Annotated in this window: 14 protein-coding genes; 9 read left to right on the forward strand and 5 right to left on the reverse strand. The window is 65.8% G+C overall.

What is annotated here, in order from left to right; all coding sequences use genetic code 11:
* Nucleotides 1-440: 440 nt before the first annotated feature.
* Entirely contained in the window at nt 441-1,100 is a 660-nt protein-coding gene (locus ACAW63_RS01360; RefSeq protein ID WP_371231140.1) for a hypothetical protein, read from the forward strand.
* 327 nt (nt 1,101-1,427) lie between these two features.
* Complete coding sequence (locus ACAW63_RS01365) at nt 1,428-2,006, forward strand: phage infection protein (RefSeq protein ID WP_371231142.1); 579 nt, start codon at nt 1,428-1,430, stop codon at nt 2,004-2,006.
* A gap of 80 nt (nt 2,007-2,086) precedes the next feature.
* Here the strand turns inward: ACAW63_RS01365 and ACAW63_RS01370 are convergent, their stop codons facing one another.
* A complete protein-coding gene (locus ACAW63_RS01370; RefSeq protein WP_275608859.1) occupies nt 2,087-3,397 on the reverse strand; it encodes an MFS transporter in 1,311 nt (436 codons plus the stop codon).
* 227 nt (nt 3,398-3,624) lie between these two features.
* On the opposite strand from ACAW63_RS01370, the gene ACAW63_RS01375 reads away from it, so the two are divergent.
* Together ACAW63_RS01375 and ACAW63_RS01380 are read left to right on the forward strand one after the other, a co-directional pair.
* Nucleotides 3,625-3,867 (forward strand): DUF6868 family protein, encoded by a 243-nt coding sequence (locus tag ACAW63_RS01375; RefSeq protein ID WP_371231144.1) that lies wholly within the window; start codon nt 3,625-3,627, stop codon nt 3,865-3,867.
* 103 nt (nt 3,868-3,970) lie between these two features.
* Nucleotides 3,971-4,186: a hypothetical protein gene (locus tag ACAW63_RS01380; RefSeq protein ID WP_371231145.1), complete on the forward strand. Its 216-nt coding sequence runs from the start codon at nt 3,971-3,973 to the stop codon at nt 4,184-4,186.
* Between the two features lie 6 nt (nt 4,187-4,192).
* On the opposite strand, the gene ACAW63_RS01385 is transcribed toward ACAW63_RS01380, so the two are convergent.
* Together ACAW63_RS01385 and ACAW63_RS01390 are read right to left on the reverse strand one after the other, a co-directional pair.
* Nucleotides 4,193-5,269 (reverse strand): fatty acid desaturase, encoded by a 1,077-nt coding sequence (locus tag ACAW63_RS01385; RefSeq protein ID WP_371231147.1) that lies wholly within the window; start codon nt 5,267-5,269, stop codon nt 4,193-4,195.
* A gap of 27 nt (nt 5,270-5,296) precedes the next feature.
* The gene (locus ACAW63_RS01390) at nt 5,297-6,397 is read right to left on the reverse strand and encodes a ferredoxin reductase (protein WP_371231149.1); all 1,101 of its coding nucleotides are present in this window, start codon (nt 6,395-6,397) and stop codon (nt 5,297-5,299) included.
* A 158-nt stretch (nt 6,398-6,555) separates the two neighbouring features.
* Here ACAW63_RS01390 and ACAW63_RS01395 point away from each other — a divergent pair, with 158 nt between their 5' ends.
* The 5 genes from ACAW63_RS01395 (at nt 6,556) to ACAW63_RS01415 (ending at nt 9,971) form a co-directional block, all read left to right on the forward strand.
* Nucleotides 6,556-7,191: a TetR family transcriptional regulator gene (locus ACAW63_RS01395; RefSeq protein WP_371231151.1), complete on the forward strand. Its 636-nt coding sequence runs from the start codon at nt 6,556-6,558 to the stop codon at nt 7,189-7,191.
* 276 nt (nt 7,192-7,467) lie between these two features.
* On the forward strand, nt 7,468-7,968 hold the full coding sequence (ureE, locus tag ACAW63_RS01400; RefSeq protein WP_371231153.1) for an urease accessory protein UreE: 501 nt from the start codon (nt 7,468-7,470) through the stop codon (nt 7,966-7,968).
* Nucleotides 7,969-8,052: 84 nt separating this feature from the next.
* Nucleotides 8,053-8,730 carry an urease accessory protein UreF gene (locus ACAW63_RS01405; RefSeq protein ID WP_371231155.1) on the forward strand — a complete coding sequence of 226 codons (678 nt, stop codon included), beginning with the start codon at nt 8,053-8,055 and terminating at the stop codon, nt 8,728-8,730.
* 10 nt (nt 8,731-8,740) lie between these two features.
* Nucleotides 8,741-9,355 carry an urease accessory protein UreG gene (ureG, locus tag ACAW63_RS01410; RefSeq protein ID WP_371231157.1) on the forward strand — a complete coding sequence of 205 codons (615 nt, stop codon included), beginning with the start codon at nt 8,741-8,743 and terminating at the stop codon, nt 9,353-9,355.
* 43 nt (nt 9,356-9,398) lie between these two features.
* The gene (locus ACAW63_RS01415) at nt 9,399-9,971 is read left to right on the forward strand and encodes a HupE/UreJ family protein (protein WP_371231158.1); all 573 of its coding nucleotides are present in this window, start codon (nt 9,399-9,401) and stop codon (nt 9,969-9,971) included.
* 242 nt (nt 9,972-10,213) lie between these two features.
* Here ACAW63_RS01415 and ACAW63_RS01420 read toward each other — a convergent pair whose 3' ends face one another.
* Together ACAW63_RS01420 and ACAW63_RS01425 are read right to left on the reverse strand one after the other, a co-directional pair.
* A complete protein-coding gene (locus tag ACAW63_RS01420) occupies nt 10,214-10,975 on the reverse strand; it encodes an SDR family oxidoreductase (RefSeq protein ID WP_371231159.1) in 762 nt (253 codons plus the stop codon).
* A gap of 514 nt (nt 10,976-11,489) precedes the next feature.
* Complete coding sequence (locus tag ACAW63_RS01425; protein ID WP_371231161.1) at nt 11,490-12,413, reverse strand: ornithine cyclodeaminase family protein; 924 nt, start codon at nt 12,411-12,413, stop codon at nt 11,490-11,492.
* Between the last annotated feature and the right edge of the window lie 12 nt (nt 12,414-12,425).

Raw genomic sequence — 12,425 nt, forward strand, 5'->3', positions numbered from 1 at the left:
TCGCCGCGCCGGCATTCTCCCTTGGTCCGTGAGTTTGGACCACCGGTGACGAGGGAAATCTCCCGCAATCGGCGACGCAATGGCCTGTATCAGGCGAATAGAACCGCCCTGCATGGGGACGGAAGCGTGAGCGTGCCGAGCCGTCCGGACAACTTCGCCAAACATCGCTGAGGCCACGAAAGTGGCGTTCCAGAGCGACTCCCGGGAAATTCATCGCCAATTAATCCATTAATTAGATATTAACGATTACGCCAATAACCTCCATCAAGGCTATCGATAGAAGCCAAATAATAATACTAACTATTTGTTTTTTAACAGATAAATAAACAATCATCGGCATCGATACAGACTATCTCCCGGCATCGTTTTTAAATCGATAATCCAGAACGGATACTGAGCCCGTGTCCAAAGAACTCCCCCACTCTTTCTGGAGCCGAATCATGAAACGCACCCTCGTACTTGGCTTTGCCCTCTCCGTACTTGCTGCCAATGCCGCTTTCGCCGGCGCCCAGCAGGAATCCCCGGCCGTGAACGCCAGCCACGTTCAACTGCTGGTCCAGGACGGCGCCGAACGCACCCTGGATCAACAACAGAAGCAACTGGACGCGGCCAAGGCGCGCATCGCCGAGAACGGTTCGAGCCAGTCGGTTGACCGTCTGCACCAAGCGATGAGCGTTGCCGAAAACGGTTCCAGCCAGACCGTCGACCGCCTGCACAAGCAACTGGGTGTCGCCGAGAACGGTTCGAGCCAAACCGTTGACCGTCTGCACCAGGAGATGAGCGTTGCCGAAAACGGCTCCAGCCAGACCATCGACCACCTGCACAAGCAACTGGGTGTCGCCGAGAACGGTTCGAGCCAATCGGTTGACCGTCTGCACCAGGAGATGAGCGTTGCCGAAAACGGCTCCAGCCAGACCATCGACCGCCTGCACAAGCAACTGGGTGTCGCCGAGAACGGTTCGAGCCAGACCGTCGACCGCCTACATCAGGAGATGAGCGTTGCCGAAAACGGCTCCAGCCAGACCATCGACCGCCTGCACAGCAACATGGTCGCCGAGTCCGATGGCGACATCGTCTTCGACGCCCACCTCAAGGCCTGATCCACGCCGTACGCCGCAAGGCGCCAGAAAAGCCCGGCACTGCCGGGCTTTCTCATGCCGTTCCGATCCCCGCCGCAGCTCCATCGATGCCAGGCCAGTACGGCTTTGTAACGGCATCCTACTCAAAACACCGCTAAAACCACCCGAAAGCGCCGACCTAGAGCGCTTTTCGTCGTTACATCATTTGCAGCGATAGTAGAAATTAGCCGCCTAAATAATCGACAACGTTGATCCACTCTATCAAGTGGCATCGTTTTTAAATCGATTAATCCGAAGGGAAAATGAACCCGTAGCCAAGAACTTCCTCCCCCTTTGGAGCCACCTAAAATGAAACGCCAGATCGCCCTCAGCCTTGCACTCACTTCCCTGATGACCGCCAGCGCCGCCTTCGCCGCACCGGCCATCCTGAACAACGGCCCGCGCGCCACCCACCAGCACGAGCACCAGCTTAAGCAGCAGAAAGTTGAAGATCACGTTGCCGCCAACGGCACCGAACGCACCATCGATCGTCTGCACAAGCAGATGGGTGACGAAGCCCGTGTAGCCGACAACGGTTCCGAGCGCACCATCGACCGCCTGCACAAGCAGATGGGTGACGAAGCCCGCGTGGCCGACAACGGTTCCGAACGCACCATCGACCGCCTGCACAAGCAGATGGGTGATGAAGCCCGTGTGGCCGACAACGGTTCCGAGCGCACCATCGACCGCCTGCACAAGCAGATGGGTGACGAAGCCCGTGTAGCCGACAACGGTTCCGAGCACACCATCGACCGCCTGCACAAGCAGATGAGTGATGAAGCCCGCGTGGCCGAGAATGGCTCCGAGCGCACCATCGATCGCCTGCACAGCAACATGGTTGCCGAGTCCGGTGGCGATATCGTCTTCGACGCCCACTTGAAAGCCTGATCCCGCTGTACGCCGCAAGGCGCCAGAAAAGCCCGGCCTCCGCCGGGCTTTCTTATTTTCGCGGTTCGCCGAACGGGACGTCAGGCCCCGGTTTCAGGCTTGTCCGGCGCACCGTCGGAGCGGCCGATGGTCGGCGGCGCTTCCACCACCAGTTCCTCCGGCACTTCCTCGACGCGCGGGTCGAGGGCCGCGGCCATCGGGCTGACGGTATCGGGCATCGGCACATGGTGCAGCGGCGCCTCGTCGACGCGGTGCATACCCGAAACGCGCTTGGGCTGGACCCAGAAGATCAGCAGCAGCGCATAGGCCGACACCAGCATGTAGAACATGCCCGGGCCGAAGTGCCGCATCATCGCGCCGGCGAACAGCGGGCCGATGCAGGCGCCGACGCCGTAGGTGGTCAGCAGCATCGCCGAGAGCGCCACGCGGCGCGGCTGTTCGACGTGGTCGTTGGCCAGCGCCACCGCCAGCGGATAGAGGGTGAACAGCAGCATGCCGGTGACGAAGCCGTTGGCCAGCAGCAGTTGATACGGCAGCTGGACCAGCCCCCACATCGGCACCGAAGCCACGCACAACAGCAGCGCGTTGCCACGGATCAGCCAGCTGCGGTTCATCCGGTCCGACAGCCAGCCCAGCGGCCACTGCGCACAGAAGCCGGCGATGATGCAGATACCGACGAACAGGCTTGACTGCGAGGTATCCAGGCCATTGCGCGCCGCGTACACCGGCGCCAGACCGTAGAAAGCGCCAACCATCAGGCCGGCGACGAAGATGGTGCCCAGCGACTGCGGCACGCGCTTCCAGAAGAAACCGATCTCCAGCGGCGCCGCCACCAGCTTGGCCGGGTGCACCCGGCGGGTCAGCGCCAGCGGGATCAGGCAGGAAGAGAAGCAGATGGCGACCAGCAGCAGCGGCTTGTAATCCAGCGCCGGGCTCAGCGCCAGCAGGCCCTGGCCAACCACGAGCCCGGCGTCCACCGCCACCATGTAACCGGCGAATACCTTGCCGCGCTGGCGCGACTCGGCCTGCTCGTTGAGCCAGCTTTCGATCACCATGTACTGGTTCATCATCACCGCGCCCATCACGAAGCGCAGCAGCACCCACACCTCCAGCTGCGATACCAGGGCGTGGATCAGCACTATCACCGTCGCCAGGCCCGCACAGGCCACGTAGGAACGGATGTGGCCGAAGCCGGCGATCAGCTTGTGGCCGAACTTGCCGCCGCAGACCAGACCGAAGTAGTAGGCGGCCATCAGGCCACCGACCCACAGGTCGCTCACCCCTTCCTGGGTCAGGCGCAGGCCCATGTAGGTGGTGAACAGGCCGGAGCCGGCGAGCATCAGCAGCGTGGCGGTATAGAGCGCGGGAAAGGTGACGAGCGGGCTGAACATGGCGAGTCCGGCAGGCGATTCGAGGATGGGTGAAGGTTAGCAAGGCGCCGTCGGCGAAACCGGCCAACGCCCGATATCGGACAGCCCCGGCGCGGCAAAGATCACATCGCGGACGCCCCGGGCATTATCACCGGCGCCCGGCGTCGCCGCCATCAGGGTGAAACCATTGGTCGCCCGACTTCTCCAAATGAGAAGGCTCCGAATGGGAAAGCGCCTGGAGATTCGCCATGACACCCGCCGACCTCAAGTCCTTCCTGCTCTACTGCACCCTGATCAACTACGCAGTCCTGCTGATCTGGTTCGCCGCCTTCAGCTTCGCCCACGACCCGCTGCATCGCCTGCACTCGCGCTGGTTCAGGATATCCGTCGAACGTTTCGATGCCCTGCACTATGGCGGCATGGCGGTCTACAAGATCGGCGCACTGTTGCTGAACCTGGTGCCGCTGATCGCCCTGTGCCTGCTGTACTGACACCGCGCCCTGCGACGAAGTGACCACCCATCCAATAGCTAAGTGCTGAAATTTATTGGAAATATTCGTGTCGTAGGGTGCACGCAGTTTGAAGGAGATCCCCGTGCACCACTCTACTCGCAGCCTGCGAAAAACCCTCGACTCCGTTGCCGCCAACAACGAAGCCACGGCGCTGGAAATCATGCGGGCCGTCGATCAGGTCCAGGACGACCTGTTGCGGCAGAAGTTGCTCAAGGCCATTCATCACCTCAACCAGGACGCCACCGACCTGCGCGCCCTGCGCGAGGAAATCAACGCGCCGCAAAGCCGGCGCGCCTGATCCGCGTCAGGCGCTGGCGACGGCATTGGGCAGGCGGTAGATCCAGATCCGCCTGATGACCGTGGCGAATTGCGCGGACAGCCTGCCGCTGTTGTAGGTCTGCCCGTAGCGCGCGGCGATCTCTCGCACCTGGCGCGACAGCTCGGCGTAACGGCGCGCCGGCAGGTCGGGGAACAGGTGATGCTCGATCTGATGGCTGAGGTTGCCGGTGAGAATGTGGAACAGCCGCCCACCCTCCAGGTTGCTCGACCCGCGCAACTGGCGCAGATACCAGTGGCCGCACGTCTCGTTCTCCAGCACCTGCGGCGGGAACACCGCGGCCTTCTCGGTGAAATGACCGCAGAAGATCACCGTGAAGGTCCACAGATTGCGCATCAGGTTGGCGATCACGTTGCCCAGCAGCACCGCACCGAAGGCACCGGTGAACAGGCCCAGCAGCGGGAACACCGCGTAATCCTTGAGCCACTGGCGCAGCACCTTGGCGTTGAACTGGCGCAGCAGCGGGCGCAGTTCGTCCCGGCTCATGCGGCCTTTCAGGTACTTGTCCAGGCGCAGGTGCTGGATCGCCACGGCGTACTGGAACAGCAGCGCCTGGATCGTCACCCACAGCGGCTGCCAGCGGTAGAACGGCTTCCACTTCTGCTCGGGGAACAGGCGCACCACGCCGTAGCCGACGTCGTCGTCCTTGCCCAGCACGTTGGTGTAGGTGTGGTGGATGTGGTTGTGGGTGTGCCGCCAGAAGTCCGCAGGCCCGACGATGTCCCACTCATAGGCGCGTCCGGCGAATTCCGGGTCGTTCATCCAGTCGTACTGGCCATGCATGACGTTATGGCCCAGCTCCATGTTCTCCAGGATCTTGCCCAGCCCGAGCAGGAAAGTACCGAGCAGCCAGGTGGGCGGGAACCAGCCGGCCATCAGCAATGCACGGCCGCTCCAGCAACAGAAGCGCACCGTCGCGCGGATGCGGCGGATGTAGCGGGCGTCGCTCTCGCCCAGGTCGTGCAGGGTGCGCTGGCGCAGGGCGTCCAGTTCGGCACCGAAGGCCGCCAGCTCGGCGGCGGACAGATCGCGGTCGTCGCGCATGGGGATTTTTCCGGAAGAATGGCTGGATCAGAGGTCGAGGATCAGGTCACCCTGGGGCGCGCTGACGCAGATACGGATGGGCTGGCCCGGTTCGCTGAACAGCTCGCCGCTGCGCAGATCACGCGCGCAGCCGCTGACCAGGGTGCAGGTGCAGCTGGCGCAGACACCCTGCCGGCAACCATGGGCCGGACGCAGGCCGCCGGCCTCGGCCTGCTCCAGCAGGCTGCGGCGGCTGTCGCCGGTAACCTCCCGTGCGCTGCGAGCAAAACGCAGGGTCACCGACCGCGCCGGCTCGCCCTCGTCCCAGCTCGGCGGACTGAAGCTTTCCACCTGCAGGCTGCGGCTGCTCGCGCCGAGCGCCTGGCGCACGCTGTCGACGAAGCCGCCGGGGCCGCAGGCCAGCACGTGGCGGTCGCCCAGTCCCTCGACATGTCCGGGGTGAAAACGCCCGCGCAACTCGCCATCAGCTAGGGCATCGCCACTCAGGGCCCAGCGCAGTTCGAGGTTTGGGTACTGCCGCGCCAGCGTCTCCAACGCGGCGACGAACGCTCGCTGGCCGCGTTCGCGAACGTAATGCAGCAGCGTCACCGGCCCGTTGTAGCCACGCGCCAGTGCCTCGCGCAGCAGGCCGAGCAAAGGCGTCAGCCCGCTGCCCGCCGCCAGCAACAACACGCCCTGCCCGTCCTGAGGCCAGCTCAGCTCGCCGTCCGGGCGGCCCAGCTCCAGCACCTCGCCCACCGCCAGTTGGTGCAGCAGGTAGGAGGACACGCGGCCACCGGGCTGCAGCTTCACCGCGAATTCCAGGCAGCCGTCCGCGGCGATGCGGGTCAGGCTGTAGCTGCGGCTACAGCGCACGCCGTCGCGCTCGATGTACAGCTGCACGTGCTGGCCGGGCCGCGCCCCACGCCAGTGGGCGTTGGGGCGCAGGCGCAGTTCGAGCATGTCGTCCGCCACCCACTGCCGCGCCTCGACCCGAGCGTACACCCGGTCCAGTGCCCAGCCGGGGTTGAGCGCACACAGCACGGCATCGACATCCGACTCGCGCAGCCACCGGCCACGCACCAGGGCACGCAATGGCACGAGCAGCGGCCGGAGCAGGCGCAAGCCGGCGAAAGGGAGGATCGACATGAAGGACACCAGACAGTAAACAGATGTTCACTAAAATCGCATGCACGACGGATTTCAGTCAACAGATGTTCACTGTATTGCACAGGAACTCCCCCGGTGCCGACCGGCATTTGCTAGAGTGCCTGCGCCCTTGCACTCGCCATGGATCGCATCGCCGTATGTCCACTCCCCGCGCCGAACAGAAACAACAGACCCGCCAGGCCCTGATGGATGCCGCCCGGAGCCTGATGGACAGCGGTCGCGGCTTCGGCAGCCTGAGCCTGCGGGAAGTGGCGAAGACGGCGGGGATCGTACCGGCGGGCTTCTACCGGCATTTCACCGACATGGACCAGCTCGGCCTTGCGCTGGTGGCCGATGTCGACGAAACCTTCCGCCAAACCCTGCGCGTGGTGCGGCGCAACGAGTTCGAGCTGGGCGGCGTGATCGAAGCCTCGGTGCGCATCTTCCTCGACGCGGTCAGCGCCAACCGCACCCAGTTCCTCTTCCTCGCCCGCGAGCAGTACGGCGGCTCGCTGCCGATCCGCCAGGCCGTGGGCGAGCTGCGCCAGCGCATCACCGACGACCTGGCCGCCGACCTCGCGCTGCTGAACAAGCTGCCGCACCTGCACGCCCAGGACCTCGACGTGATCGCCGACCTGGTGGTGAAGACGGTATTCGCCACCCTGCCCGAGCTGATCGACCCGCCGGCCGACTCGCTGCCGACGCACCTGTCGCCCGAGGCCAAGGTGACCCAGCAGTTGCGCTTCATCATGATCGGCGCCAAGCACTGGACGGGGATAGGCTCAAGGCCCTGAGCCCGACCGCCCTTCGCCCCAGTCCGTACCCGACCTGTAGGAGCGAGCTTGCTCGCGAACCGCTTCACTGCGGAATTTGTTCGCGAGCAAGCTCGCTCCTACAAAGATACGCATCGCCCCGCTTTGGTGCGCACCGTTTTCGTGCGCACCATCGCCGGGCGCGCAAGCCATTCCTGATCGTTCGGACAAGCGCTCCAGGCCACGCCAGCCCTGACTGCTAGCCACACTGGCAAGCCCCTTGCTGTAGCACCGCCATTGCTACTGCCGGACGCTGCCATGCTGGTCATCCACCAACGTACCGAACCCCGCGAACACTGGGACGCCGAACTGCGCCTGAACTTCGATGCGCGCAGCAAGAGCCGCCTGCGCTGCTTCACCAGTGCCGGCGAAGACGTCGGCCTGTTCCTCGAACGCGGCCAGCCGCCACTGGCGGATGGCGAATGCCTGCTGGCCAACGATGGCCGCGTGGTGCGCGTCTGCGCGGCGCCGGAAAAGCTCCTCCACGTGACCTGCGCCACCCCCCGCGAGCTGAACCGCGCGGCCTATCACCTGGGCAACCGCCATGTCGCGCTGCAGGTCGGCGAGGGCTGGCTGCGTCTGCTCGACGACTATGTGCTCAAGGCCATGCTCGACCAGCTCGGCGCCACGGTGGAGGCCATCGAGGCGCCCTTCCAGCCCGAGCACGGCGCCTACGGCGGCGGACATCACCACTCGCACCATGGCGCGGAAGAATTCAACTACGCGCCGAAGCTGCACCAGTTCGGTGTGCGCGTGTGACTTTGCGTCAGCGCATCCCCCTCACCCCAGCCCTCTCCCTCAGGGAGAGGGAGCCGTCCGCTGCGCTTGTGAAGTCCTGCCGTCATGCTTGAGCTTTCAAGACTCTGGTCGCTCCTGCGCCTGGCCAGCCCGCAGCTGCCCATTGGCGGCTACAGCTACTCGCAAGGGCTGGAAAGCGCCATCGAGCAGGGCCAGGTGAAGGACGCCGCCGCCGCCCGCACCTGGCTTGCCGATCAACTGCAGCTGAACTTCGCGCGCTTCGAAGGCCCGCTGCTGGCCGAACTGCTGCGCGCCGCGCAAGCCGCCGACTGGGAAGCCCTGCGCGACGCCGTCGAGCGTCACCGCGCCAGCCGCGAGACCCGCGAGCTGGGCCTGGAGAACCGGCAGATGGGCTTCTCCCTCGGCCAGTTGCTCGAAGCCCTGCCCGAGCTGGACCAGCCCGCGCGCCAGTGGCTCGCCGCGCAAGCCGAACCTTCCTTCGCCGCCGCCTGGGCGCTGGCCGCCCGCGCCTGGGGGCTGTCCCCGGAGCAAGCCCTGGGCGCCTGGCTGTGGAGCTGGCTGGAGAACCAGCTGGCGGTGCTGATGAAGACCCTGCCGCTGGGCCAACTGGCCGCGCAGAAGCTCACCTCGCAATTGCTCCCCGACCTCGACCAGGCCTGCCGCAGCGCACTCGCCAACCCGCCGAGGGGCGGCGCGTCCTTCGGCCTGGCGCTGGCCAGCATGATCCACGAAACCCAATACAGCCGTCTGTTCCGCTCCTAGGAGAACTGCCATGACCTCTCAACCTCTTCGCGTCGGCATCGGCGGCCCGGTGGGCTCCGGCAAGACCGCCCTGACCCTGGCGCTGTGCCGCGCCCTGCGCCAGCGCTACAACATCGCCGTGGTCACCAACGACATCTACACCCAGGAGGATGCGCAGTTCCTGGTACGCAACGAGGCCCTGGAGCCGGAGCGGATCATCGGCGTGGAAACCGGCGGCTGCCCGCACACGGCAATCCGCGAGGACGCCTCGATCAACCTGGAAGCCGTGGACCAGCTCAACCGCCGCTTCCCCGGGCTGGACCTGATCCTGGTGGAGTCCGGCGGCGACAACCTGTCGGCCACCTTCAGCCCCGAGCTGTCGGACCTGACGCTGTACGTGATCGACGTGTCCGCCGGCGACAAGATCCCGCGCAAGGGCGGGCCGGGCATCTGCAAGTCCGACCTGCTGGTGATCAACAAGATCGACCTGGCCCCGCTGGTGGGCGCCTCGCTGGAGGTGATGGACCAGGACGCCACGCGCATGCGCGGCGACAAGCCGTTCGTGTTCAGCAACCAGAAGACCGGCCAGGGCCTGGCCGAGATCATCGCCTTCATCGAGCGCCAGGGCCTGCTGATCGCCGCCTGATCGCGCCCCACGACCGACGATTACAAGACCAAGGAGCTACACCATGAACCTGCGCAAAGCCCTCTACAGCATCGCGCTGTTCCTCACCCCGGCGGTGGCCTTCGCCCATCCCGGACACGGCGACCACGGCCTGATCGCCGGCCTCGCCCATCCGCTCGGCGGTCTCGATCACTTGCTGGCGATGTTCGCCGTCGGCCTCTGGGCGGCGCAGCAGCAAGGCGCGGCACGACTGGCGCTGCCGTGCACCTTCGTCGCGGCCATGCTGGCCGGTGGGCTGCTGGGCTTCGAGGGACTGCAGGTGCCGTTCATGGAGACCGGCATTGCCGCTTCGGTACTGGCGCTGGGGCTGTGCGTGGCGCTGGCGGTGCGTCCGCCGCTGTTCCTGGCGATGGCCGCGACCGCACTGTTTGCCCTCGCCCACGGCGTGGCCCATGGATTGGAACTGCCGGAGCTGAGTAGTCCGTGGCTGTATGCGGCCGGCTTCGTCGTTGCCACTGCGGCGCTGCATGCTGCGGGTTACGGGATCGTTCGCCTGCTGCCGCAGGCCGCTGCGCCGCTGGTGCGCTGCGCCGGGCTGGCTTCGGCCGGCGCCGGCGCGTGGCTGCTGGCGGGCTGACCTGCTTTCTGTAGGACCGAGCTTGCTCGCGAACGGCCTCGCAGCGGGGTTGGTTCGCGAGCAAGCTCGCTCCTACAAGATCAAAAGCCCCTCCCCCTCTCCCAGAGGGTGAGACGACAGTTTGGTGCAGGATGAAGCCTCGGTATCAGCCGGCTCGGACGGCCCCCTCTCCCTTCGGAGCGGGGCGCGCAGCCAGGGCTGGGGTGAGGGAGAAATCCCGGCACGGACATCCCGACTGCACATCACCCCTTGCGATGCACCGCAAAGCCCGCCCACGCCTGGCTCACCGGCATGAGTTCCAGGGTGTTGATGTTGATGTGCGGCGGCTGGTTCATGATCCAGTGGATGGTCTCGGCGATGTCCTCGGACTGGATCGGCTCGGCGCCGGCGTAGGTCTTGTCGTATTTCGCCTGGTCGCCGCCGAAGCGCACCAGGGAGAACTCGCTCTCGCACATGCCCGGCTCGAGATTCGTGACGCGTACGCCGGTGCCTTGCAGGTCGCAGCGCAGGTTCAGGGAGAACTGCTCGACGAAGGCCTTGGTGGCGCCGTAGACGTGGCCGCCCGGATAGGGCCAGTGACCGGCCACCGAGCCGAGGTTGAGGATGCTCGCGCCGCGGCCATGGGCGATCAGGCGCGGCAGCAGCAGGCGGGTGGCGTACATCAGGCCCTTGACGTTGGTGTCCACCATGGTGTCCCAGTCATCCAGGGAGCAGTGCTGTGCCGGGTCGGCGCCCAGGGCGAGGCCGGCGTTGTTGATCAGGCCACGCAGCTTGGCGAACTTCTCCGGCAGGCCGTCCACCGCCGCGGTCATCGCCGCGCGGTCACGCACGTCGAGTACCAGCGGCAGCACCTCGGTCTGCGCCGAGAGCTCCTGCGCCAGCGCGTTCAGGCGCTCCTCGCGACGGCCGGTGATCACCAGCGACCAGCCATCGCGGGCGAAGCGGCGCGCGCAGGCCTCGCCAAAGCCGGAAGTGGCGCCGGTAATGAACAGGGTGGAAGTCATCGGGGAATCCTCATGGTTGGCCCTCGTTCCGCCGGTCGGTGCCGGCGTGTCATGGTGGGCACATTCTTGTCGGTGTCTTGCAGGATAACAGCCCGGTCGCGCCCCGTTGCGCTACAGCGGCGCTGGATAAAACCCGCACAGCTGGCCGAAAGCCCCGCCACTGCGGGCCCGTTCGCACTTGCACCCACCTTGTCCACAGGCTGCTCCACGGATTCTGTGGGCAAACGTGACGGCGCATTTTCGCTGGACGAATTTCGAGCGCCGCGCCGCAACCCGCGCCAGCCCTGCGTCGGAGAAGTTCTTCCCAAGGTTATCCACAAGTCTTTCAACGGCTGGCGTGGACAACCGGGCGCCCTCGGGAACTTTTCCGGAAAGCCGCAACTGTGCATCCATACAGGCCTTCAGGGCGATCGAGCAGAAATCAGCCGGCCCTGGCAGAACCTCTGGGCATGGGGTCTGCAAGGATTCGCCCAAACCTTATCCACAGGCCGGCCCACAGATTTTCTGGACAACCTCAGTGCACCAGAAGACGGGCCGCAATCAGGTCTTCCAGTGCATAACCCACGGACTTGAACAGGGTGATTTCGCTCTCGTCCCGGCGCGCTCCGCGTCCTTGCAGCAGATCGGACAGCTGGCTGTGGATGGCGCCTTCGTCGATCACGCCCTCGCCCATGGGAATCAGCAGGTCGCCGGCCTCCTCCAGCGCGCCTTCGCGGGTGTCGACCACGATGCGCGCGCGGCGCACGGCTTCGCTGTCGGTCTCGCGCATGGACGGCAGGAAGGCGCCGACCAGGTCGAGGTGGCACCCCGAGCGCAGCCATTCGCCAAGGACGATGGGCTCGCGGGAGGTGGTGACGCAGCTGATGCAGTCCGCCGCCGCGACGGCGCCGCGCAGGTCGGCGCAGGCGTGCACGGGATAGCCTTCGTCCTGCAGGCGCTTCACCAGGGCCTTCACCTTGTCGTCATGACGGCCCCAGATGGCGATGTCTTCGTACTCGCGCACCGAGCAGTGGGCGCGGACCATGTGCGGCGCCAGGGTGCCGCTGCCGACGATCAGCAGCCGGCGCGCATCGCGGCGCACCAGGTAGTCGGCGGCCAGCGCCGAGGTGCAGGCGGTGCGCCGGGCGGTCAGCTCGGAGGCTTCGAGCATCGCCAGCGGGCGGCCGGTCTGACCATCGAACAGGCAGAACAGCGCGGCCACCGCCGGCAGATTCTTCGCGCCGTTGCCGGGGAACACGGTGACCAGCTTCACGCCGATGTCCTGCCCCGGGCGCCACACGGGCATGGTCAGCAGCGAGGCATTGTCCGGCAGCGCATGGCAGCCGCGCACGGGGGCTTCGCAGTCGCCGGCCAGGCCGATGCGCAGGGCTTCGATCAGCTGGGGATAACTCAGGCGTGCGGCGACGTCGGCGTTGGTAAGGAAGCGGAGGTCTTGCATGAAAGCTCCTCT

Source organism: Pseudomonas sp. QE6 (assembly GCF_041379005.1).
Classification (GTDB): domain Bacteria; phylum Pseudomonadota; class Gammaproteobacteria; order Pseudomonadales; family Pseudomonadaceae; genus Pseudomonas.